The organism is Methylobacterium sp. BI1 (assembly GCF_056680125.1).
This window is the reverse complement of sequence record NZ_CM155267.1, coordinates 5,135,102-5,156,533: the sequence shown is the minus strand read 5'-3', so window position 1 is coordinate 5,156,533 and position 21,432 is coordinate 5,135,102. Positions and strand designations below refer to the sequence as shown.

20 protein-coding genes, 2 tRNA genes and 4 pseudogenes are annotated in these 21,432 nt (G+C 66.9%); 7 read left to right on the top strand and 19 right to left on the bottom strand.

Annotated elements, in window-relative coordinates; all coding sequences use genetic code 11:
- Positions 1-231: 231 nt before the first annotated feature.
- The 4 genes from AC1MGR_RS24470 to AC1MGR_RS24455 form a co-directional block, all read right to left on the bottom strand.
- A tRNA-Thr gene (locus AC1MGR_RS24470) sits at positions 232-306 on the bottom strand.
- Positions 307-465: 159 nt separating this feature from the next.
- Complete coding sequence (locus AC1MGR_RS24465) at positions 466-924, bottom strand: NUDIX hydrolase (RefSeq protein WP_056212083.1); 459 nt, start codon at positions 922-924, stop codon at positions 466-468.
- A 333-nt stretch (positions 925-1,257) separates the two neighbouring features.
- Positions 1,258-1,722 carry a MarR family transcriptional regulator gene (locus AC1MGR_RS24460; protein WP_181259704.1) on the bottom strand — a complete coding sequence of 155 codons (465 nt, stop codon included), beginning with the start codon at positions 1,720-1,722 and terminating at the stop codon, positions 1,258-1,260.
- A 216-nt stretch (positions 1,723-1,938) separates the two neighbouring features.
- A complete protein-coding gene (locus AC1MGR_RS24455; protein WP_480233259.1) occupies positions 1,939-3,006 on the bottom strand; it encodes an HD-GYP domain-containing protein in 1,068 nt (355 codons plus the stop codon).
- A 244-nt stretch (positions 3,007-3,250) separates the two neighbouring features.
- Between AC1MGR_RS24455 and AC1MGR_RS24450 the strand changes: the two genes are divergently transcribed.
- From AC1MGR_RS24450 to AC1MGR_RS24440, 3 genes and pseudogenes are all read left to right on the top strand, one after another.
- Positions 3,251-3,340: transfer RNA gene (locus tag AC1MGR_RS24450), tRNA-Ser, on the top strand.
- A 210-nt stretch (positions 3,341-3,550) separates the two neighbouring features.
- The gene (locus tag AC1MGR_RS24445) at positions 3,551-5,065 is read left to right on the top strand and encodes a site-specific integrase (protein WP_480233258.1); all 1,515 of its coding nucleotides are present in this window, start codon (positions 3,551-3,553) and stop codon (positions 5,063-5,065) included.
- Between the two features lie 302 nt (positions 5,066-5,367).
- A pseudogene (locus AC1MGR_RS24440) lies at positions 5,368-5,767 on the top strand (transposase family protein); the annotation flags it as partial.
- Here AC1MGR_RS24440 and AC1MGR_RS24435 read toward each other — a convergent pair.
- Positions 5,766-6,241: pseudogene (locus AC1MGR_RS24435) on the bottom strand (transposase); the annotation flags it as partial. The pseudogenes AC1MGR_RS24440 and AC1MGR_RS24435 overlap by 2 nt on opposite strands.
- A 178-nt stretch (positions 6,242-6,419) precedes the next feature.
- Here AC1MGR_RS24435 and tnpB point away from each other — a divergent pair.
- The gene (gene tnpB, locus AC1MGR_RS24430; RefSeq protein WP_480233257.1) at positions 6,420-6,770 is read left to right on the top strand and encodes an IS66 family insertion sequence element accessory protein TnpB; all 351 of its coding nucleotides are present in this window, start codon (positions 6,420-6,422) and stop codon (positions 6,768-6,770) included.
- 133 nt (positions 6,771-6,903) lie between these two features.
- Here tnpB and AC1MGR_RS24425 read toward each other — a convergent pair whose 3' ends face one another.
- Entirely contained in the window at positions 6,904-7,356 is a 453-nt protein-coding gene (locus AC1MGR_RS24425; protein ID WP_339158924.1) for a hypothetical protein, read from the bottom strand.
- Between the two features lie 370 nt (positions 7,357-7,726).
- Here AC1MGR_RS24425 and istB point away from each other — a divergent pair, with 370 nt between their 5' ends.
- Together istB and AC1MGR_RS24415 are read left to right on the top strand one after the other, a co-directional pair.
- The gene (gene istB / locus AC1MGR_RS24420; protein ID WP_480233256.1) at positions 7,727-8,545 is read left to right on the top strand and encodes an IS21-like element helper ATPase IstB; all 819 of its coding nucleotides are present in this window, start codon (positions 7,727-7,729) and stop codon (positions 8,543-8,545) included.
- A 406-nt stretch (positions 8,546-8,951) separates the two neighbouring features.
- Positions 8,952-10,190 (top strand): plasmid recombination protein, encoded by a 1,239-nt coding sequence (locus tag AC1MGR_RS24415; RefSeq protein ID WP_480233255.1) that lies wholly within the window; start codon positions 8,952-8,954, stop codon positions 10,188-10,190.
- Here AC1MGR_RS24415 and AC1MGR_RS24410 read toward each other — a convergent pair.
- From AC1MGR_RS24410 to AC1MGR_RS24360, 11 genes and pseudogenes are all read right to left on the bottom strand, one after another.
- Positions 10,187-10,423, bottom strand: a pseudogene (locus AC1MGR_RS24410) (IS481 family transposase); the annotation flags it as partial. The gene AC1MGR_RS24415 and the pseudogene AC1MGR_RS24410 overlap by 4 nt on opposite strands.
- 182 nt (positions 10,424-10,605) lie before the next feature.
- Positions 10,606-10,995: a nucleotidyltransferase family protein gene (locus AC1MGR_RS24405; protein ID WP_480233254.1), complete on the bottom strand. Its 390-nt coding sequence runs from the start codon at positions 10,993-10,995 to the stop codon at positions 10,606-10,608.
- A 10-nt stretch (positions 10,996-11,005) separates the two neighbouring features.
- Positions 11,006-11,749: a PaeR7I family type II restriction endonuclease gene (locus AC1MGR_RS24400; protein WP_480233253.1), complete on the bottom strand. Its 744-nt coding sequence runs from the start codon at positions 11,747-11,749 to the stop codon at positions 11,006-11,008.
- Positions 11,749-13,473 (bottom strand): Eco57I restriction-modification methylase domain-containing protein, encoded by a 1,725-nt coding sequence (locus AC1MGR_RS24395; RefSeq protein ID WP_480233252.1) that lies wholly within the window; start codon positions 13,471-13,473, stop codon positions 11,749-11,751. Before AC1MGR_RS24395 ends, AC1MGR_RS24400 begins: the two co-directional genes overlap by 1 nt.
- A 3-nt stretch (positions 13,474-13,476) precedes the next feature.
- Positions 13,477-13,791, bottom strand: coding sequence for a HigA family addiction module antitoxin (locus AC1MGR_RS24390; RefSeq protein ID WP_480233251.1), 315 nt, complete (start codon positions 13,789-13,791; stop codon positions 13,477-13,479).
- Positions 13,792-14,500: 709 nt separating this feature from the next.
- Entirely contained in the window at positions 14,501-15,220 is a 720-nt protein-coding gene (locus AC1MGR_RS24385) for a ribonuclease H-like domain-containing protein (protein ID WP_480233250.1), read from the bottom strand.
- 141 nt (positions 15,221-15,361) lie between these two features.
- Positions 15,362-15,679, bottom strand: coding sequence for a DUF6634 family protein (locus AC1MGR_RS24380; RefSeq protein ID WP_339158956.1), 318 nt, complete (start codon positions 15,677-15,679; stop codon positions 15,362-15,364).
- Between the two features lie 95 nt (positions 15,680-15,774).
- Entirely contained in the window at positions 15,775-17,955 is a 2,181-nt protein-coding gene (locus AC1MGR_RS24375) for an AAA family ATPase (RefSeq protein ID WP_480233249.1), read from the bottom strand.
- Positions 17,952-18,824 carry a metallophosphoesterase gene (locus tag AC1MGR_RS24370; protein ID WP_480233248.1) on the bottom strand — a complete coding sequence of 291 codons (873 nt, stop codon included), beginning with the start codon at positions 18,822-18,824 and terminating at the stop codon, positions 17,952-17,954. Before AC1MGR_RS24370 ends, AC1MGR_RS24375 begins: the two co-directional genes overlap by 4 nt.
- On the bottom strand, positions 18,824-19,402 hold the full coding sequence (locus AC1MGR_RS24365) for a GIY-YIG nuclease family protein (RefSeq protein ID WP_480233247.1): 579 nt from the start codon (positions 19,400-19,402) through the stop codon (positions 18,824-18,826). The genes AC1MGR_RS24370 and AC1MGR_RS24365 overlap by 1 nt, the downstream gene beginning before the upstream one ends.
- Positions 19,403-19,588: 186 nt before the next feature.
- Positions 19,589-19,903: a hypothetical protein gene (locus tag AC1MGR_RS24360; RefSeq protein WP_339158963.1), complete on the bottom strand. Its 315-nt coding sequence runs from the start codon at positions 19,901-19,903 to the stop codon at positions 19,589-19,591.
- Positions 19,904-19,936: 33 nt separating this feature from the next.
- On the opposite strand from AC1MGR_RS24360, the gene AC1MGR_RS24355 reads away from it, so the two are divergent.
- Positions 19,937-20,176, top strand: coding sequence for a hypothetical protein (locus tag AC1MGR_RS24355; protein ID WP_480233246.1), 240 nt, complete (start codon positions 19,937-19,939; stop codon positions 20,174-20,176).
- Positions 20,177-20,344: 168 nt separating this feature from the next.
- Here AC1MGR_RS24355 and AC1MGR_RS24350 read toward each other — a convergent pair whose 3' ends face one another.
- A complete protein-coding gene (locus AC1MGR_RS24350; protein WP_339158964.1) occupies positions 20,345-20,515 on the bottom strand; it encodes a hypothetical protein in 171 nt (56 codons plus the stop codon).
- Positions 20,516-21,128: 613 nt separating this feature from the next.
- A pseudogene (locus tag AC1MGR_RS24345) lies at positions 21,129-21,407 on the bottom strand (PLP-dependent aminotransferase family protein); the annotation flags it as partial.
- Positions 21,408-21,432 lie beyond the last annotated feature (25 nt).

The window sequence follows — 21,432 nt, the reverse complement described above, 5'->3', positions numbered from 1 at the left end:
AGACCAGCCGATGCGACCCATTCCCTGGTGGCCGAGGAAATTTCGCGGTCGCGGAGGAGAGGGGGACATTCAATCGTCCTGAGCGACGCCAGCCTCAGATGTGGCTCGATGACGTAGGCAGGCACGATCAGGGACTCGCAATTGTGCTGCCCGCATGCTGCCCATAAAAATTTCGGATCAGCGAGCGGCTTGCACCACCGGTCCTAAGTCTTTGCGATTATTAGGAAAAGGTGGTGCTGCTGGACAGGATTGAACTGTCGACCTCCTCATTACCAATGAGGTGCTCTACCACTGAGCTACAGCAGCTAAACGTCCTGGGTTGCGGCGAGGGCCGTGCGAACCGGACGGACGGGCAATTAGCCGATCATCCTCCCCTTGGCAATCGCATCGCAGCGAATTGTGTCGGTTTCTCCCGGGGCGGTGGCCGAATTCCCACGGGCGGGGCGGGGACGTCGCCCGGGCGCCTCAGGCGAGGGCGCCGGTTTCCCGCTTGCAGGCGGCCCGAATGATCGCGGCGAGTCCCGCCTCCGCCACGGCGTCGGCCGCCTCGGAGGGCTTGAACCAGCGATCCTCGCGCTGGTGGCGCTCCGGCCAGTGCTTCAGCTGCTTGCGCACCTCCAGGGGGAACACCTTCACCTGGCACAGCACAGCGTCGCGGCTCTTCAGGCGCTTCTCGTAGAGGTAGAAGCCGAGGGGGCGCTTGCCCACCGTGCCGAGGAGGCCGGCCTCCTCGTAGGCTTCCCGGGCGGCGGCGTCGTAGGGCTTGCGCCCCTTCATCGGCCAGCCCTTCGGGATCACCCAGCGCCGGCTCTCGCGCGACGTGATGAGCATGATCATGAAGCCGCCATCGGGCATCCGCCGGAACGGCAGAACACCAACCTGCCGTCGCGGGGCCAGATCCGCTTCGCCCGCATGCGCACTCATCGGTCGGAAACGCCGGACCGACCGGCAAGTTCGACCCTGCTGTAGTCCGGCCCGGATACGCACCCGGTCCTTGGGCGCGGCCTCGGACATCTGTTCGCCGGACTCCGGGACGGGGTCGCGAGGGCCTGCAGAACCGGTCGCTGGAAATCCACGATACGCTCAATCCCGCACAGGTGTGAACGAGGGCTTGTCCGCGGCATCGCGCGCTCGACGGCACCGCCTTAGCGGCACTGTCCGGTCCGGTTCAAGAAAAACTTACCCGGCAAAGTTCCTAGGCTGTGGCGGTTCGACGGTGTCCGAGGACGGGCTCGGCCGGACCGGCCCGCCGGTCCCTCACCCGGCGGCACTGAGGTTCTCGATCAGGGCGTTCAGGTCGGCCCGCATGGCCTGTACCTCCGGCTCCGACATGTTGAGCTGGCACATCACGGATTCCCGCACCGCGGTCGCCTCGGCCCGGAGCCCCTGTCCGTGCGGCGTGAGCGCGATCTCGACCTCGCGCTCGTCGGAGCGCCGGCGGTTCCGGACGAGAAAGCCCGCCACCTCCAGGCGCTTCAGGACCGGGGTCAGGGTGCCGGAATCGAGGCGCAGGCGCCGCCCGATCTCCGAGACCGTGATGCCGTCGGTCTCCCAGAGCACCAGGAGCACGAGGTATTGCGGGTAGGTCAGGCCCATCCGCTCCAGCATCGGGCGGTAGGACTTCGTCATCCGGTGGGCGGCCGCGTAGAGGGCGTAGCAGAGCTGGTTGTCGAGGAGCAGCGGATCGGTGAGGGGCGCGGTTGTCTCGCGGGAAGCGTCCATCATGCATGCCATGCCACTGAAATCCCGAAGCCCGCGACCGCGGCGTCCCAGCAAGACGACGGGGAACGCCCCTGCGGACAAACGAGGATAGCGGACGTAGATGGCTCTAGTATATGCCTGTTTCGCCGCAGCGGTAACAGGATCCCGGCCTTCTTAGCCCCTCGGATGCGGTGATGTTTCGCGGCGAGAGCCCGGATCAACCGCGTCCGGCCGGGATCAGGCCGCCGCGCTCTCGGGCGGATGCTCCGCGATCAGCACGACGATGTCGTTCCAGCGCGAGACGAAGGCGGCGACGCAGTCGGGATCGAAATGCGTCCCGGCCTGGGCCTCGATGTGCTGGCGGGCCCGCTCCAGGGGCCAGGCCTTCTTGTAGACCCGCTCGGAGATCAGGGCGTCGAACACGTCGGCCACGGCGATGATGCGGCCGGCCAGGGGGATCTCGGTGCGTCTCAGGCCCTGGGGATAGCCCGCGCCGTCCCAGCGCTCGTGATGGGTGAGGGCGATGTCGGAGGCGAGTTGCAGCAGGTGGGACGGGCTGTCGTGGAGCATGCGGTAGCCCCGCAGGGCATGCTGCTTCATCTCCTCGCGCTCGGCCTCGGTGAGGGCGCCCGGCTTCATCAGGATATGGTCCGGAATGCTGATCTTGCCGATGTCGTGCATGGTCGACGCAAAGGCGATGTCGTTCGCATCCTGCTCCGAGAGCCCGAGCCCCTCGGCGATCGCGATGGCGCAGCCGGCGACGCGGGTCAGGTGGCCCCCCGCCTGATCGTCGCGGAACTCGGCGGCCAGCATCAGGCGGCGGATGATCTCCCGCTCCCGGGCGGCGGCCTCGACCACGGCCCGCTCGACGGTGTGGGCCGCCAGCCGGCCCTGGTGCTCGGCGGTCCGGCGGGCGAGGGCGAGCTCGATCAGGTTGCCGACCCGGATGCGCAGATCGAAGGGATCGACCGGATACGCCATGACGTCCGTGGCTCCCGCCGCCGCGGCCTCGCGCCGGACCGGGGCCGCATCCTCGGCCGCGATCAGCAGGATGGGCGTCCGGGCCTGCGCCGCCAGGCCACGCACCCGCGCGATCAGCGCGAGCACGGCGCGCGATTCCTGGGCGCCCGCCTCGACCACGACCAGGTCGCAGGCCGGTAGAGGCCCGCGATCGGTGGCGAGATCCTGGGGCAGGCCGGTGACCGGGCGGATCACGCAGCCGAGGGGGGACAGGACGCGGATGAGATGCAGGGGCGCGGAGCCGGCCAGGATGGCGATCACGGCAGTGGCAGCGTCCAACGCCATCCCTCGGCTTCCCGATCCTGCAATCCCCGTGCGGCGTCCAAGGCGTCGCCGACGGTGGGTTCGATTCGCGTTCCCCCAGACCCTCACACCGGCCCGGTTAAGCAACGCTGAAGGCCCCGCCGCATCCCGACCGGGCCGCCACCGGCCGTATCGTCCGTCCCCGGCCCCGCTTTCCTGCGATCCCCGCTTGTGAAAGCCGGAGCACTCGTGCTAGTGACCGCCCGTCTCATCGAGGCGCCTTCGCGGAGAGGTGGCAGAGCGGTTGAATGCACCGCACTCGAAATGCGGCATGCCTGCAAGGGCATCGGGGGTTCGAATCCCCCCCTCTCCGCCACATTAATTCCCAGAGCGCCGATCCGGCTGGTGAACCGCTACGCACCCGCGATGTACACGGGATTGTACACGCGTGCGAAGCCGACACCTGACTCGTAACGGCCGTGGCTCCGTCTTCCAGATCCGGGTGCCCAAGGCGCTCGATCCCGCTTTGACCCTGGCGCCGATTCGGGTGACCCTCGGATGCATGCCCAATTCGCAGGCTCGTCGCATGGCCGACGTGCTCGGCGGTCTGGCGCGCATCGAGTTCGCACGGATTGGGAACACTCACATGAAGGACGTCTCCCCCGCCGACTCCCGGCGGCAGGTCGAGGACCGGCTGACCCTCGCCCTGCCGACCCTGCTCGGGCTCGGCGTCCTTGGCCAGAGCACGCTGTCGGTCGAGATCGCACCGGCGGCGATCGACGGCGTCTTCGACCTTCTTGCCGAGGTCGGGGCGAAGCGCGTCGCGGGCGACGGGAATGCCATCCGCCTCAGACCGGAAGTGCCGATCGTTACGGCGTTGGCGGACGAGAACACGGCGCGTGGCATGCTCGGGCGCGCACCGGTGAGGCTTCCGCCGAAGCCCGATCCGATCATGGCCGAACTTGCCGCGATCCGGGAGATGATCGGCTGCCAGAAAGGACCACAAGGTCCCTTGTTCAGTGTGGCCGCCGAGCGCTTCATCACCGGCCGGATCAAGACCTACGGTGATCCCCGCCATCCGGAAATCGGCTACCTGCGTCACCGTTCCTCGGTGTTCCTCGCCCTCGTCGGGGACAAGGCCGTCGATGCCTATGACCGCGCGGACTTGCAGCACTTCGCCAACGAGTTGTCGTGGCTACCGCCCAACGTCTCGAAGCAGGAGGGCTACGAACTCGCCCGGGTCGCAGAGTACGTCGCGGCCAACAAGGAGGTCGAGGGACCCGGCTTGGCCGAAAAGTTGATCCGGGAGACCTATCTCAGCCGGATCAAGACGATCCTGCGTGAGGCCTGCGCCGATGCCAAGCTCGCGGTCGCCTTCGAGGGCCGGATCGTGATCCCGAAGCGGGCCGCGCCATCGAAGGCGCGCATCGCACCCGATCAGGACGAGTTCGGCAAGGTCGTGGCCACGGGCATCGCCTCGGGCATTCTCTCCGACGCGCTCCTGCCGTCCCTCGGTCAACTCACCGGCCGGCGGCTCGGCCTGCTCGCCTTCATGCGGCGCGAGAACATCCTGCGCTACAACGGCGTCTGGGTGTATCGGCCGCAGTCGCACCAGATGCGGAACGGGCGCTGGGAGCCGGTGCCGTTCAAGACCGGCGAGTCGCTTGGCCTGTTCGTGCTGCACGATCTCTTCGCCGAGTGCGGTTTCATCGATTGGGCGCTCGGAGCGCCCGGCCCTGTGTTCCCGATGCTGATGCGGGCGGAGGATCCAGCCGATGCGGCACAGAAGCGCATGAAGCGGCTGTACGAACGATCCGGAGCCGATCCCCAACGCTCCGGTACGTTCCACGGCCTGCGCGCAGGCAAAATCCGCAACGACCGCGATCTGGCGCTGCCCGCGCGGGCCGTCCGCCTACAGGTCGGCCACGAGCTCACCGACGTGCACGAGCGCTACGACGGCCAGATGACCGATGGCGAGCTCAAGGCGTTCGCGACCGCGCCCCTGCCACCCAGCGTCGATTGGAGTCTGCTCAAGACGATTGACTTCGAGGCATTCGCTGCGCGTCTGCCTAAGGGCGGACGACCACGTCGATCATCGTGACAATGTGAAACGGCCACCAGTCTGCCTCGACGCGGGTCGAGCGTCTGACCCAACCCAGTCGAAGCGCCCAGATGCTCGGCTATCGCTCACAACCGTAACGAGCAGATTATCCGGGCGTTCGAACTGTTGCGGTGCTTCTGACGAGTTCTGTAGGGGCGGGATCGCGTCACCGTCTGGGATCCTGAGGCGGTCGCCGAGGTAGCGGAAGAACGAGATGATCCTCCCCCGACTTCGCGGTTCTCCCGTAGTTTGCGTGGAAAGGTCACGGCGACGCTGCGCCGATGGGCTGATTCACGGTAGGGATGATTCTGTCTTCATCTCTGCCGGGCTGCATCGTCGACCAAGTCGTCCGCCGCTCAGGTCATCTCATCATCGCTGCCCATGTTCGCCGAGATCGTGGATGCTGCCCCGACTGCGGCGAGCCCTGCTCTGCCGTCCATAGTCGATACATCCGGCAGGCATCCCGCCGATCTTCCGAGCTTTGGCGAGGCCGTGACGCTGCGACTGAAGGTTCGCCGCTTCTACTGCCACCATCCCGCCTGCCTACGGCGCACGTTCGTCGAAGCGCTTCCCCGGCTTCTCGCACCATGCGCACGACGCACCGGTCGGCTTGCCCATGCACAGGCTCGGGTGGGCCTTGCACTGGGTGGCGAAGCCGGCGCTCGCCTCGCCGGCTGTGGTTCACCTTCCAGCCCTCTCACCGCAGCAGGATGTGTAGCCGTCGATAGCCGTAACGGACCCGTGCGGCGGCCAGCTCCTTCAACCGCATGCGCAGCGCGGCCTGCGGGTCCGAGCGCTTCCTGTAGCGCTGGGACGAACGGCCGAAGCCGGTGGCCTGGCAGGCCCGACGCTCGCTGATCCCGTAGGCCACCTGCAGGTGACCGGCGACCTCACGGCGAGCGGCGGGCCTCACCACTTTCGCTTGAGAACGTCCTGCAGCATGGAGCGGTCCAGCGTCAGGTCGGCGACCAGCCGCTTCAGCTTGCCGTTCTCTTCCTCCAGCTGCTTGAGCCGCCGGATCTCTGATACGCCCATGCCGACGAACTGCTTCTTCCAGCGGTAAAACGTCGGCTCGGACACGCCCATCTTCCGGCAGACCTCATCCACCGTCGCACCGTTCTCCGCCTGCCGTAGGGCAAAGGCGATCTGTTCGTTCGTGAAGCGTTTGCGAGGCATGGCATCCACCCTCCTTCAGGGTTCAGGATGCCCGAAAAACTTGCGCTCGGCGCGGACCAGTATGGTGGTCAGGGTCACATGACATGGTACCCCCACCGCGTTGTAAGTCATTGATCGCACAAGATCTTGAAAAAAGGCGACCCCTCCCGCAGGGCGTGATCGCGGCGCTGCTGGGACGATGATCCCGACCCCCTCCGGTTCGCGGGTCTGGCTGGCGACTGGTCACACCGACATGCGCAAGGGCTTCGACGGCCTGGCCAGCCTCGTGCAGGATCACCTCGCGCGGGACCCGTTCTCGGGACAGGCCTTCGTCTTCCGCGGGCGGCAGGGGCATCTGATCAAGGTGCCGTGGTGGGACGGCCAGGGCCTGTGCCTGTTCGCCAAGCGCCTGGAGAAGAACCGCTTCGTCTGGCGGCGGTGCACGCGAGCCTCGGGCTCGGCGACACCCTGCGGGCGGTTGTCGATACGGTGCGGGATCCCGAGCGCCCACGCCGTCCCACCCGTTAAGGTCTTTCTTTCCGCGCAGTGAAATGGCATCGCGTCCCGGCGATGTCTTGATCCGGATGCCCTAAGAAAATCTTGGATGGCTTGGCCGAGCCGCAGCGAGGCTCGGTGCAACCCGGCAGTCTTCGAATGGCGCCAGAACTACGCGACGCGGGAGGCTATCCTTCTCGTCGCCTTATCTCCCGTGCCCGATAGATCGATGGCCGCACTTGGTAGCGCTGCTCCCCGAGGGAATCGAACGTCTTTCCGGATCCCGATCGCGCGTGGAGAAGCTTGTAGGCGCTCTCCTCATCGAATTTAGCGACCTCTTTGCGAGTCGGGACTGTTTGCGTTGTGCTTCTCTGCACTAGGCGTTTGCGGAACTCCGTCACGCCGAAGGTCTCTCCCTCCGCGAATAGTTCGGGCGCACACTCCTCGCAAAGGCCCGCGACGCGCTTCTTCTCGCGTACCTGCGCCTTCCGGTCGTTAGTAAGAGGGCCGTGGACCGTCCTGACAGTGTACGATGCGATCGCGGCCTTGATCACGTCGTTCATCGACTTCCGGCTTCTGGCCGCATACGCCTTAAGGTTCGAATGCTCGCCCTCGTCGAGCAGAACGGCGACCCGGGGCATCGATGATCTCCCTGTGACTCTCGTCAAGCGTTGCCGTCCCGAGGTAGGGCGGGGGGGCATGCCTACCTGTCGTAGCATTGGATTATCACACATTTGCGCAAATGTGTATTTTGGTATCTGCTTGACGGACGTTCGGTAAGGCGCCCTGCTTGTGCCTTGGCCGGGAGAAGCCCTGTGTCATTGCCGCAGCCGAGCCGGAGCGCCGAAAAGCCTTCGATGATCAGCCGCTGCAGGCGACGCGCCGTCTGGTGACAGTGACGTTATTGGGAGGATGAGGCATTCCTCACATCCTTCGTTTTCCGGCCGAGCGACACAATACAGGAGCATATCAAGAATAAGCCTTCAGCAAGCAGGTCATTACCGTGCGCGGGTGGACGCGCACGACTACCTCACCGCGCTGCTGAACTGCCTGAAGCTGACTGTGCTCCGTGATCAGCTCGATAGCCTGATCGACGAGGCGGGACGGCGGGACCTGAAGATTCGCGAGGCGCTGACCCTGTTCTGCGAGCGTGAGGTCGCCCGCCGGGATCAGCGCCGGATCGACATGAGCTTCGGCCTCGCCCACTTCCCATTCGTGCGCGACCTCACCGGCTTCGACTTCGGGGCACAGCCCTCGCTTGACAAGGCGCAGATCCGGGAGATCGCGACCGGCCGCTTCATTGCCAACGGCGAGGCAGTTCTCTTCCTTGGACCACCGGGCATCGGCAAGACGCACCTGGCGGTCGCCCTCGGCCGGGAAGCCATCGTGGCGGCTTATTCCGTGCTGTTCAAGCCGGCCACGACGCTGGTGGCCCAACTCGCAAAAGCGCACGGGGAAGGCCGGCTCGAAGAGCGGCTCACCCATTACGCCAAGCCCAGGGTGCTGATCATCGACGAACTCGGCTACCTGCCCTTCGAGCCCGATGCTGGGCATCTATTCTTCCAGCTCTTGAGCCGGCGCTACGAGCGCGGCGCCATGCTCGTCACCTCGAACCGGGTCGTCGGCGAATGTGGCAGCGTCTTCGGCGATCCGGTGGTGGCCACCGCCATCCTCGATCGGCTGCTCCACCACAGCCACGTGATCACGATCCGGGGCGACAGCTGCCGGCTTCGCGAAAAGCGTCGCAGTGGCCTTCTGCAGAACGCCACTGCGACGCTCAGCCAACATCGATCAGACATGGCAAACGGCATCGGGGTCTGTTCCTCGTGACGCCAAGGGGTCAGTTCCGGATGTCGCTGGACACTACGACGTGAAGAGTACCAAGCTCGTCGCCTGATGACTCCCAGCCGACCGTTATGGTCGCCGCCGGGCGCGGCCGAGAACGGCTTCACGATCCCCCGGGTACGCGGACAGAGCCTGCCTTTGAACGGGACCGCCGTATCTGCACATTTACGTATTTGTGCAAATGTGCAAATGCACACTTCGGTTTGCGGGCCGAGCGATGTCCGGCGGCGACCTCCTGCTTGTGTGCCGGGGACTAAGAAGAGCCCCGCGTCGTCGCCGCAGCCGACCCAGGGCCGCCGGAAGGCCTTGACGATCCGCCGCCGGACGCGCGGGAGGGACCAGCGTGCCAATCTCGCGATGCCTTGCCCGACCGTCAGGTCCATAGTGAGTTATGAACCTGACGAGCCCCCACGCTCGCGGCTTCTTCCTTGCTAGACCATATGGCATAGGATTGCGGTCACGAGGAAGCCGCATCATGGATTGGAAGACCTGCGTCCGTCTGAGGAAGATCAAGACCCACACCAACCTCGCCAGTCTCCAGTCCCACGGCCGGCGGCTCGACCCGTCCTCGAAGGATCGCATCGACCCGGGCCGGACGCAGAGGAACATCGCCTTCTCGGCCTACCTGCCTGAGGATCCCCTGAACCTCGTGGCGGCCTGGGAAGTGGCCACGGCCACGCTCGGGGCCAGCCGATACGGGCGGGCCGCCATTGCCGCGCACGTCCTCGTTATCGTCTCGCCGGGTTGCGTCGATGCCGCCGGGGATCGGCACGATCCCGCCAACCCCATCAATGTCGTACTCGTGCGCGAGGCGGTCGCCTGGGCCGAGCAGGTGTTCGGCACGGGCTCCGTCGTCGCCGGACGCCTCGACGTCGACGAGCATGGGGCCGGGGTCGTCGACCTCTTCGTGATGCCGGTGCGCCTGCGGCCGATGAACGCCAGGGTCTCGAAACGCATCATCACGGTTGCCGGAGCACTGGAAGGGGTTCGTCAGGCCTACGGGACGCTGACGAGCTTCGAGGCCCTCCAGACGTCGTGGTGGCAGCACGCCCGCTCGACCATCGATCCCCGCCTCAAGCGCGGCACCCCGAAGAAGGAGACCGACCGCCGGCATGTCCATGCGGACGTATACCGCACCACCGCGGCAGCGATTGAACCCGAGATCCGTGCCGCGGCGGAGGCCGAGGTCGCGGGGGAGATCGAGGCACGGCGGACGAGGCTGGAGCGTCAGCAGGCGGAGGCTGAGAGGCATCTCGCTGCGCTCGGCCGCCAGCGGAGGGAAGTAGAGGACAAGTTGGCCGCCCTCACTGCGGAGCGCGAGAGACTGTGCGTGGCGGCCGCAGCGATCGAGCGCCGGGCTCGGACCGCCGCGGGCGAGGCTCTCGATGCTCTGTCGACCGGCGTCCGCGCCCTGCTCGACGGTCGCATCGACCGGATCGAGGCGGATGCGGCAGGGCAGAGCGTTCTGAGGTTCGCGACGCAGCTGCCGTCACTGGAGCAGCGCAAGTTGGCCGAGGTTCTGCGACCGGGGTGGTGTATCGGGCTGCCGGAGGCCTTGATGATGCTGCAAGAGCACGGCGCCAACGGGCGCGACATCGATTCGCGGACGACGAGCGGGCCTGTGATCTAGGTGTATGGTCTCGGGATGAGGTGGTGCGGATTGATCCTGAACCGGTCTGGATCTTTGGTCCATGCCTGACAGATGGTCTGGAACGGGGTCTTCCAGCGCAGCGCCTTGAGGTGCTTGGCGAACTTGTAGGCCGTGACGAAGGTCAGGACATGTGCCTTCAGGCTCGCCAGATCTTCGTAATGGAAGACTTTGACGGTCGCGTCCTTGATCGTCCGGTTCATGCGCTCAGCCTGTGAAAAGGCGTCGAAGGTTCACCCCTCCCAGGATTGGGCTCAATACCTTAAAATAAAAGCTAAATTTCGCTTCGGGGTGGGGTCACGATCGATGCCGATCGTGACCCCACCCCGATCTCGATTTTCGCAGATTAGAGAGTACGTTAGCAAAGTTTTTGCCGGGGTCATGCTTCGAAGCCGATTCACAGACTATGGTCCTGGGTAGTTGTGTCCTGCCGCTTTGCAGGCACCAAATCGACATCGTAGCCATTCACGCGAATGTTGATCGATACATTTTGCCTTTTCGGGGTATAGCCGCTGCCCTGCAGCTTTGCGAAAAGGCTTTCGTATATTTCTTTTAGCGTGTTAGTTGTCGTACTTGTAAGAGAGACAAAGAGGTCGATATCCGTGCCGCTGCGGTTCGCCGTTCCCTTTGCGAATGATCCGCTTGGGCTAACGCCGCTCAGCTGCGTGCCAGCCCAGGCCTGAATGATCGGGGCAAGGGTGTTCTGAACGCTGCGGACGGGCGAATTGATGCTCGTATCTACAGCTTCGCGGGCGAGAATTCTCGTGAGATAGTCGTCTGCGCTCATCCCCCTGCCCTCATGATCCGCGCGCCGCCTCGGCCGCCATGTGCCCGGCGAAGGCTGCGACGAAGGATTTCAGGCTGGTCAGCTCCGACATGTCGGCATACGCGCCGGTCGTGACCGCCTCGCGCGGCGATGCCATGGTGCATGCGGCCGTGTAGAGGTTTTCCCGGACCAGCTTCTGGCACAGGAGGTCGTAGCGACCGAGATATGAGACGTTCCGGAACTCGGGAAACACGGGGTAGTGGATCGAGGATTCCCGCTTGCCGGGCCGGCGTGACTTCACGGCGTCCTCGACCATGACGAGCCACCCGACAAAGGGCCGGGCATGGGGCCCGAAGGCTCCTTCCCGATAAGCCGTCCAGAAGTCGTGCGCCGTGCCGATCGCCTCCTCCGCCCGGTTATTGGCGTTGTTGCCGAATGAGGGGCCGACCTGGCTCTTCATTTCGATCGCCGCGACCAAGCGCTTGTCCTGGATGATCAGCACGTCCCACAGCTTCGTCGGGCGGAAATACCCGGGCAGGGTCAGCGCCGCCCGGTTACGGTAGATCGAGGCATGGCCGAGCCCGTTGGCCTCGACCAGGTCGATCATGAGGGCAACAAACCCGTCCATGGTGTTGCCGGCCGTGACCGCGCCGCGCTCGCCGGTGTCGCTCGTGCCGGCCTCGATTTTGGCCTGCATGGCCTTCTGGCGATTACCCCAGAACGCCATCGTGGCGTCGCGCGCCTTGCGCTCGTAATCGGCGAGATCAAGCGCCATCAGTCACCATTTCCGCCGAGCGCAGCCCGTTCGTCCTTCGTGAGTTTGTAGAGCTCGAAAGCCGCCAGGTTGCAGGCAGCAATGTCCTGCCGTGTGGCGGCGTCGATCAGTGCCCTGCGCAGCCGGACCGGCACGTTCTGCCAATGCGGCACACGGATGCGGCGCAGGTACTGCGCCTGGAAGCGCAGGTAACCGCCGCGCATTTTGGTCGAGTAGATCGCCACGAAGAGACGCGCGATCCCGGACTGAAGGACGGCCTGCAGAGCGCGCAGGTCCCACGTCTCGGACGTGATGAAGTAGAGATTGTGATGAGGGTACAGGCACCCCTCCTCGAACACGATGTGGGCTTCGCCCTTGATGTCCGGGATCAGGAGCTTGGGCTTGGCTGCCAGGGCCGGATAGATGCGGTCGATGGTGCGATACCAGTTCGCCGGGATCTTCCGGGCGACATGGCGGCCGGCAATCGCTTCCCGGTGTTGCTCGAGGTGCCGGCGCAGGCGCGGGTAGCGGGCGAGGTCCACGAGGCCGCCATCATCTGCGAAGGGGTTCACCACGCCGAAGCCGCGCCAGGCGACCGTGCCCTGCAGGATGTCGCGCGTCATCACGAGCGGGAGCTTGCGGTCCGGCTCTACGTCGAGCTGATCGAATGGGGCGATGAAGGCCTGATCGGCACCCGTCGCCACGCCAATCCCGACCTTGCAGCCCGCCTCCTCCAATGTCGGCAGGGTTTTCTCAAGCCGCCGAACGAGCGCGAGCTGGTCCGAAGACTCGAGGATCCACGGCTCAGCGCCGGCCGTGACACCCTGCATTTCACGCACGGCGACCTGGTCGGGCGGCAGGGTCTTGGCGAGAAGCGTCTGCGACAGCTGTTTCAGCATCTCGGCGTTGATCGCCGGGCGATGCGCAATGCGCGTGGCTCCGGGCTTCTCCCGGGTGATGATGGTGATGGCAGGATAGGCGATCACGTCCGTGTGGAAGGCGGGCGTGTTGTACATGTCGACATAGACTTTGAGGTGAAACTGGTTCGCGACCATGCCGCGCAGCGGCCCGCCATAGCGGTTTTTCATCCATCGATCGGCACAGATGAAGCCGAGCGTGCCGCCCCGGCCGAGGGTGGTCAGCGATCGTTCAATGAACGGGATGTAGAGGTCGGCGCGATCGTAAATGGTCTTGTACCTGGCGCGGTAAGCCGCGATCAGCGCATCCGGGATCATCTCTTGACGGACGTAGGGTGGATTGCCCACCGCGACATCGAAGCCATCGGGCAGGTCGACCAGGAGGAAATCGCCATAGATCAGCCAGGCGTCGGTGAGAGAGGTCGCCGCATTGCTGGCGATCTTGTTCGCCTGCAGCATCGCGATCAGCCGCGTCCTGGTCGTGCTGAAGGTCTGCCGGTGAAGCTCTACCGCCCGGATACAATCGCGGAGAGTGCGCGCCGGATCTGGGCGTCCCGCGCTTTTCCAGGCCGCCAGCAGGCGCTCGACGGCAGGCAGCAGGAAGTCCCCCTCGCCGAATGACGGCTCGAGCAAGCGCAGCTCGTGGAGTGGCCGATCGGCCGTGTAGCCGGAAAGGTCGAGGATGAAATCCACCACCTCCTGGCGCGTGAAAATGGCGCCGCGGGCTTCGATGCCGGCTTCCGACAGGGCGGTCACGGCTGAGGTTACGGGGCACCATTCCGGGAATGAGGCCTGGTCGAGCGCGATCTTCGGAGCGAGCATGTTCATGGATCAGAACAGCCCCGGCTGCGCATCCGGCTGGCCCTGAGCCGGTAGCGGCTGCACCATGATCGTGTGCGCCCGCCTGCGTGCCAGAGCGAGGTCATAGGCGAGCTGCAGCTGCAGCCACGCCTCGTCCGATCCGCCAAACGCCTTCGCAAGCCGGATGGCCATGTCGGGCGAGATGCCAGCCTTGTGGTTGACGAGGTTGTTGAGAGCCTGTCGCGTAACGCCAAGAATCCGGGCACCATCGGCGACGGTGAGACCATTCGGTTCAAGGCAGTTTTTGCGGACGGCTGTTCCGGGGTGCGGTTCTACGGGTTCCATAGGAACAAAAGTAGAATCTTCCTCGAGAGATCGGCAAGTGACAAGCGTCGCTTACCCACACCTTCTCGAGCTGCTAGCTCCTCGGCACCGAGAAAGGCGCGCTGCTGGGCCTAGGATGATCGCTGAGAGGCCTTAGAGCGTTTTTACGCCTGGGCCCTTCGCCCTAGGAACGGAACCCCTCTCCCAAGCCCATTCCTTTGTTCGACCCCGTCGGAGGCGGGATTGACCATTCCTTCGTCCCGACCTGCCTACAGGCAGGCTAGCGCGCACAGTGCCGGGGAAAGCCTCTTGCCGCGCGTAGCGCGGTCCTGAGGCACAGGGACCCGTTCGCGAAGCGGATGGGTTGTGAAAAGGCGTCGAAGGTTCACCCCTCCCAGGATTGGGCTCAATACCTTAAAATAAAAGCTAAATTTCGCTTCGGGGTGGGGTCACGATCGACGCCGATCGTGACCCCACCCCGATCTCGATTTTCGCAGATCAGAGAGTACGTTAGCAAAGTTTTTGCCGGGGTCATGCTTCGAAGCCGATTCACAGACCATCGAACAGGCGGTCGGACATGAAGTCCATGGCCCAGACCTCGTTGGGTCCACCGATCGCCGGTCGCCCCTGACGGTAGCGCCACGCCCGCTTGCGTTGTCGCCCTCGACGTCTGGCAGACGGCTGATGCCGTGGCGCTGCAGGCAGCGATGCAGGACCAGCACGTCGAGCATCACGTCGGCCGCGTGGCGCTTGCGTCACCGCCCGTGATCGCCGTCCGCGCCAGGAAGGCGGTGAGGTCGGCATCGCTGCGGGCAAACCCGGCCGGAGAGAGGCTCCCGCGCAGGTGCTCATAGGCGAGGAAGAGCCGGTAGGTCGCCACCACGTCGGCACGGCAATAGGCCGCCACTTCGTCGATCCGGCCTTGCGCGACGAAGTCGGCGACGCTGCTGCCGTCGATTCCCTCCGGTTTGCCCGGCATGCCCATCGCCCGGCACAGCGCGTCGAGGCCGATCCGGCCGCGGGCGTCGTAGTTCGCCAGGACATCGCACAGATCGAGCCCAGCGTCGTCGTAGCGCCGGTAGTAGGGCCGGGCGGTCAAGCCGGGCGCGGCGAGGCCATGGACGAGGGCACGATACCGGATCGCGGGCAAATCGAATCCATTGCCGTTGAACGAGACCAGTTTCGGTCGCAACCGTTCGAGCCGGGCGGCGAAGTCGGTGATCAGCCGGGCCTCGGACCGTTCGCCGACATGCGGCGCACCCAGCGCTTGAACCTGCCACGCCCCGTCCAGGCGCTCGGCGATCAGCGCGCCGATGCATACGATCGCGTGGTAGATGAGCTTCGGGAAGCCCGCGCCGAGCTTGGCGCGGGCTCCGTCTAAGTCGGCTGTGTCGAGGCCGTGCACCCGCGCCACCGCCGACAGATCGGGCACGGTTTCCAGGTCGAACACCAGGACGGTCTCTGGCATGGGCATGGGTAGTCCTCCAGGATCTTCGAGAAGCGGCGGAACGGCGAGGCGTGGGCTGCCCGATCCGGGCTTGCGCGCCCTCATCACGGGCATCCTTCGGCGATGAGGCACACCGCTCACGCCTCATGCGGCGGGCGACTTGAGCCGGTACAGCCTGCTCAGGCTGCGTCCCCATCCCGCGGCCTCGTCGAGCGCGAGCAACCGCGAGGTGACGATGCTGCGGGATCCCGGCAGCAGCGGGTGGTCCTCGACCCGGCCGACTAGGGCCGGTTCCGTCGTCGGTACCAGCACGCGGCGCCACCCGGTCAGCAGGGGTGCGGCCGCGAGTTCGTCCCGGGTGGGCGGCATTCCGGTGATGAGCCGGTCGAAGGCGGTCAGCGCACTCTCCAGGCGCACGGCTTCGTCGACGGACAGGTGGAGTTCAAGCGCGGCGTGGCTCACGTCTGCGTCCTCTCTCGGCTCTCGGGGCGGGGAAGCGTCTTGGATCGGGGCTCGCGTCGAAGCGTTCCCTTCGATGGATAGGGATCGGCCGGACCTCACGAGGCCGCGGCGGGACCTAGCCGACCGGTGAAATCCGATCCGGTTGGCCGCGGCGGGACGTCCCGGTGGCCGGCGGGGACACGGAAGCGGGGCCGATTCAGCGCAGCCAACTCAGCGACCTCGTCTCCGGTGAGGACGCGGCGGGTAAGCAGCGCCTCGACTAGCTCCAGGATCGCCGCGCGATCGGCGCGCACCAGGGTCTCGGCCACGCCCTGCAGGCGCCGCAGGTCCGCCTCGACCAGACCGGCCAGCGCCGGATCCTCGCGCAGCAGCATCGCGGCATGCTCCTGATCGACGACCACCCGCAGGGTGTCGCCGAGCCCGAGGCTCGCGTGCACCGCCGCCAGCAGCCGCGTCGCCTCACGCAGATCCTCGCTCGCGCCGGCAGTGGCGCCGTTGCCGAGCACCGCATCGGCGGCGCGCCCGGCGAGCAGGCCGATCACCTGCCGCTCCAGTCCGGCGCGGTCGGGCGTCGGGTCGGACAGGCGCAGTACCGTCGAGCCATCGTGATGCGCCCCGCCTCGGGTCGTGACCTGCACGACGGCGAGGCCGAGACGATGGGCGACCAGTGCATGCCCGGCCTCGTGCAGGGCGACGCCGCGCAGGCGAACCGGGGAGCGCGCGTCGGCCGGGGCGATCTCGGCCAGCAGGTCGTCGAGCCGCATCGGCCTGTCGGCCGCACGAGCCCGGCTCCGTGCGGCGCGCACGCATCCGGCCAGCGTGGCGCCGGTCATGCCGTGCGACAGGCGCGCGGCCGCGGTCAGGTCGGCACCGCCGAGGTCGTCGCCGAGGTGGACACGCAGGATGCCGAGCCGGCCGGCCTCATCCGGCGGCGCGATCAGGAACTGCCGGTCGAATCGTCCAGGGCGCAGCAGCGCGGCGTCGATCCGGTCGACATGGTTGGTCGCGCCGATCAGGACGACACCGGCCTTGCGAAGCGCCTCGAAGCGAAGCAGACAGTATGTAATCACGGTATTCCACCACGAAGCGTTGCGATCATCCAGTCTTGATCGGTTCGGCAGCGCATCGATTTCATCGCAAAAGCCTATCGCGCAGCCGTCTTGCTTTGCTGCAAGCTCCAGACGGTCGCAGAAATGAGCGATCTGCTTCGTTATGCTATCGAGGAAGCCCGGGCTGTTGGCGAACCAGTGACCGACGCTGGTCTCGATGCACACGACGCCCGAGGCTCGCGCGAGCGATCTCGCCAGCGTGGTCTTTCCGGTACCCGGCGGCCCGAACAGTACGGCGCCCTCCAGGCACGAGGCCGGCATCTCGCCCCGGCGCACCCGGGCGATGTCGGCCACGGTGCGGAACGCCCAGGCGTGGGCCTCGCCGTAGCCGGTCAGCCGGTCGAGGGGCGTGACCGCGTCGCCGTCCGGAGCACCGATCCGGGCATGGCTCGCCCGGCGGATCCGACTGAGGCAGACGGCCGGGGTCGAACCCGGCCGCAGGGCCGCGGCCACGTCGGGCAGATCGAGACCGGACAGGTCGCCCGGTGCCATCCCCGCCCGCGTCCGGCGCCCGCACCAGATGCGCACGGCGAGACCCACCTGAGCGGCATCGAGCGGCGGGACGACGACGACGTGGTCGGCGGCGGCCAGCAGCAGCGGCGCGAGCCAGCCCCGGTCCGGGGTGATCGCCACGACGGGGTGACCGCCGGCGACGAGGTCGGCCGCCTCCGCGTCGGGATCGACGGCGGTCGAGGGGCGGGGCTGAGCGGTCCGCGCGAGACACTCCGCCTTGTGGCCGCTGGCGCGCTTGACGACCCCTTCAACCGGCCTCACCCACGCCGCGCTCGGCACGATGACCAGCACCACGACGGGCTCGGCCCGGCGCAGGGCGCGGCGCAGGCGCGCGGACAGCGGCGCTTCGAGGGCGATCTCGGCCAGGAGTTCGACCGGCTGGCCGAGGCCGTCGAAGCGGCGCACGCCTCGCCAGCCGCGCCAGGCGGGTCGCTTCCCACCGGACGCGCTGCCGGCACCGGCCGCATCATCGCCGGCCTCGTCGAAGTCGAGGAGGTCGGGGATCGGCAGGTCGAGGTCGAGCGCCGCCTGGACGGCGTCCACGACCCCACGATTGGTCTCGCTCAAGGTCGCCGGCTGGCTCACGTCCGCATCACCGCGGTGCGACGGGACGGCGTCGGCCGACGCGGGCCGCTCATGCTCGTTGGTGCTCACGTCAGGTCCTCCATGCGTGGCGTGACCGGGATCTCGACGACGAAGGCGGGGTCGAAGGTACCGCGGCATTCGTCGCGGTAACCGTGGGGGTTCGAGACGAGGCGGGTCGGCCCGAGGCAGGTATCGACCGGGTGGTGGGTATGGCCGCTGATCCACACGTCCGGCCGCCGCGTGTCGATCAGCGCGGACAGGTCGCTGGCGAAGGCCGCGCCGAGCGGGTCGCGACCGAAGCGGGGCGCGATACAGACCGGGTGCGGGGCGTGGTGGGTGACCACCACGCTGGGCCCGTCGAACGGCACGGCCAGCGTGGCGTCGAGGAATCGGACCGAGGCCGCGTGCAGGATGGCGGCATCCCCGGGCAGGAACGGCCGCCGCTCGGGCCCGCGCCCGACCGAGATCAGGCGGTGGTCGTTCATGCCGCGCCGGGCCGCGGCTATCGCCACCGCCCGGTGGGCGGGACCGAACAGGGCGTAGTCGGTCCACAGGGTCGCGCCGAGGAAGCGCACGCCGGCGATGACGGCCGCCTCATCCTCCAGCAGGGTGATGCCGAGGCACCCGGCGGCCTCCCGGGCGCGGCCGAGACCGCTCTCGATCGCACTGCCGTAGAACTCGTGATTACCGAGCACCGCGACGATCGGGATCGGCGCCGGGATGTGCCGGCGCAGGTAGGCGAAGGCGGAGGCCGCGCCCGCGCGGGTGTCGCCGACGACGGCGACGAGGTCGGCGCCGGGGGCGAGCCGCAGCTGCCGGGTGTCGACGATGTCGACGTGCAGGTCGCTGACCACCTGGACGCGCAGGGTCCGTCCGGCCACGCTGGCGGACGGGTCGGCGGGGATCGTCCCCGCCGCCGTGTTCAGGAGGCCGGCCATCACGCCGCCTCCGCCAGGAGGGCGGCGACCTGCCGGGCGAGCCGGCTCTGGCTCGGCTGCAGGACGCGCAGGCCGGCGGCGTGGAACAGGCTCAGCCCGAACAGCACCGAGAGGTCGAGCGACTTGCGGTCCGCGTCGCCGAGCGGGAAGCCGGCCAGCGGGCCGCAACCCTTGTGGTAGTCGAGCCCGGGCTCGGCCTGCACGATCTCGGAGAGCTGCTCCTGCAGGTAGACGGTAGCACCCTTGTGGAAGGACGGCGAGACGAGGACGTAGACCTCCTCGACGAAGGCGAGCAGCGGATCGGCCTTGTGGTCGCCGAGCCGCGTCCACAGCTTGACGCCCTCGCCGACGCGGACGCGGGTGCGGCCGTCACGGCGGCCGACGAGGACGTAGACGCCGCCGTAGCGGCGCTCGGCGAGCCACGCCTGCAGGCGGGGCAGGTCGGCCCAGTCGGCGGCGATGACCTGCACGTCGGTGAGGCTGTCGCCGGCGAGCCGGAGACTGGTGCCGGGGACGGGGAAGCTGATGGCGATGGCGAGGCGGAAGAAGTGGAGGAGGCGGGCGAGGAGGAACGGCATGCGATATCTCCGGCACTGCCACGGATGCGCGGACGGTGCGATGGTGCGGACGGGAGGGGTGAGCGGGACGCGCGGCGTCAGGCGCCGCGCGCCATCCGGCCTGAGCCGGGCGCGTGGGGGCGCACGCCGGGCGGGGGCGCGGCGCGAGCGATGCGGGTGATCAGGGATCGCCCGTCGGTGTGGGGATCAGTGGCGCGCGGGGTCGATCCGCCAGACGCGGCAGGAGGCGTCGAAGGCCGAGAACAAGTCGATGGCGAGCAGCCCGGCGTCGACGAGGGCGAGAACGGCCGAGATCGGCTGCGGGTGCGCGGGGATGGCGTCGGCGAGGTCGCCGAGGCAGGCGTCGCCCGTCTCATCCACGGCCGCGAGCAGGGCGACCTGCACGTCGGGCGTGATCAGCGGGTGGACGACAATGTCGTGGTGGGGGAGCTGGGGTCCGGTGAGGGTGGGCCGGACGGTGTTGCGCGCGGACACGGGTCCGCCGTAGATGGCCTCAGCCATTGTGTTGTCTCCTGTCACAGCAGAGAGACGCGGATGGTCAGGTCGCTGGCGCGGCTGGTACCCGCGCTGGCGGCCGCCTCTGGTCAGGCGGACACCGGATCTAACGTCTACGTCGAACAGACATCTGGCCTGCTCTACTCCACCATGTGGCGTACCCAGGGAGCAGCGCAAGCTCAAATCAGCAAGAAGATACCGGGATATTTTGTTAATATTAATTTGACGTCAAATTTGCTGGAATGCCACTTGTTCTGTTTGTCAAAGCTATCCGATTGAGTGTGGATCGGCGCGGGATCTTGAACGTTGACGCCAAAGAACAACAATAATTTGTAAGCCGGATCAAGTCACTGGGGCAGATCACCGGGCAGTGGCGCTTTGCGGTTTGGCTCGGGCGTGAGTCAACGGGCGGTATGGCGCTGCGGGATCTTGATAGCTTTGATACCCTTAGCGCCGGCACAGGGCCACGAACAGCTTCACCGACCACGCGTCCGGCATCGAGAACTTCATCTCGACCGGGGGATCCTGCCGGGCACTCTCGGCGAGCTTGGCCTTCAGCCGCTCGATCGCCGCCCCGGCCGCGTCCCGCTCGCCGATAGTGGCTGCACCGATGTACAAGCGTTCAGCCTTCTCCGGCCGCTCCCGGAACCATTCCGTAGGAGCCGGTCATGCCGGTTCTCAACGAAAGGCGGAAGCGTCAGGTTCATGCCATTTCGAAGCTTGTCGCGCACATCAATGTGCGCCATGTACACATCAACGTAACCTACGCGGGCACGAAGCGGCCGATCCGGCATGTTGACGCTGTAGCTTGGCTTAATTTGGCGGATTATCCCCCCCTCTCCGCCACTAAGCCTGGAAAGCCTTATTTTTGCGACGATCCTAAGGGAAACAGCGACTTCTCGGCCGTCCGGTGGCGCGCACGAGTGGTACACGCGTGGTCCTGGCAATGGCGCATTCTGGCGAGGATCTCGGCTGCCTCCTGTCCGGACTTCAGAGCCAGCAGGTCCGCCGCCGCCTGCCGCATCGCGGATTCCGACGGCTCGTCGGAGCAGCCTCCGAAGCACAGGCCGAGTCCGGACAGGCCGGCGAGCGTCTGCGGCGCGGAGCGCTTCGCCGGGGACGGCCGATTCGACGTGAAGCAGGTGGCGCCTCAGGGAACGGCTCCGGTTGGGGAGAGTGCGCGTAGATTCGGTTTCGCGCCGCGGCCACAAGAGCCCGACCTGGCGTGCATAGTGGAGATCGGCGAGGCCATCACGGTCGCGGCCCTGAGGGCGCCGGCGAGCGGACGGGTGGAGCGGGCGCTCGGGGCCACCAGGACGGCGAGGCGCAGGCCGGCGCCGAGGCACTTGGCGATTCCGGCCACGTGGTAGGTGATCTCGCGGGCGAGTTCCGCGAAGCTCCGGGGCGGCGCCGGGCGGGCCGCCAACGTCCGCGCGAGACGGGCGGCCGCAGGACGGGTCGGCCGCGACCCGTGGGAGAACGGCGCCTCGGACGGATTTCGAATCTGCGGTGGTATTTCCGGATCGTTGCCGATT

Excerpts from the sequence above, each read along its gene's own strand:
- AC1MGR_RS24465 (WP_056212083.1), bottom strand. The coding sequence starts at position 924 with ATGAGTGCGCATGCGGGCGAAGCGGATCTGGCCCCGCGACGGCAGGTT.
- AC1MGR_RS24460 (WP_181259704.1), bottom strand. The coding sequence starts at position 1,722 with ATGGACGCTTCCCGCGAGACAACCGCGCCCCTCACCGATCCGCTGCTC.
- AC1MGR_RS24455 (WP_480233259.1), bottom strand. The coding sequence starts at position 3,006 with ATGGCGTTGGACGCTGCCACTGCCGTGATCGCCATCCTGGCCGGCTCC.
- AC1MGR_RS24445 (WP_480233258.1), top strand. The coding sequence starts at position 3,551 with ATGGCCGACGTGCTCGGCGGTCTGGCGCGCATCGAGTTCGCACGGATT.
- tnpB (WP_480233257.1), top strand. The coding sequence starts at position 6,420 with ATGATCCCGACCCCCTCCGGTTCGCGGGTCTGGCTGGCGACTGGTCAC.
- AC1MGR_RS24425 (WP_339158924.1), bottom strand. The coding sequence starts at position 7,356 with ATGCCCCGGGTCGCCGTTCTGCTCGACGAGGGCGAGCATTCGAACCTT.
- AC1MGR_RS24415 (WP_480233255.1), top strand. The coding sequence starts at position 8,952 with ATGAACCTGACGAGCCCCCACGCTCGCGGCTTCTTCCTTGCTAGACCA.
- AC1MGR_RS24405 (WP_480233254.1), bottom strand. The coding sequence starts at position 10,995 with ATGAGCGCAGACGACTATCTCACGAGAATTCTCGCCCGCGAAGCTGTA.
- AC1MGR_RS24400 (WP_480233253.1), bottom strand. The coding sequence starts at position 11,749 with ATGGCGCTTGATCTCGCCGATTACGAGCGCAAGGCGCGCGACGCCACG.
- AC1MGR_RS24395 (WP_480233252.1), bottom strand. The coding sequence starts at position 13,473 with ATGAACATGCTCGCTCCGAAGATCGCGCTCGACCAGGCCTCATTCCCG.
- AC1MGR_RS24390 (WP_480233251.1), bottom strand. The coding sequence starts at position 13,791 with ATGGAACCCGTAGAACCGCACCCCGGAACAGCCGTCCGCAAAAACTGC.
- AC1MGR_RS24370 (WP_480233248.1), bottom strand. The coding sequence starts at position 18,824 with ATGGCCGGCCTCCTGAACACGGCGGCGGGGACGATCCCCGCCGACCCG.
- AC1MGR_RS24365 (WP_480233247.1), bottom strand. The coding sequence starts at position 19,402 with ATGCCGTTCCTCCTCGCCCGCCTCCTCCACTTCTTCCGCCTCGCCATC.
- AC1MGR_RS24360 (WP_339158963.1), bottom strand. The coding sequence starts at position 19,903 with ATGGCTGAGGCCATCTACGGCGGACCCGTGTCCGCGCGCAACACCGTC.
- AC1MGR_RS24355 (WP_480233246.1), top strand. The coding sequence starts at position 19,937 with ATGGTCAGGTCGCTGGCGCGGCTGGTACCCGCGCTGGCGGCCGCCTCT.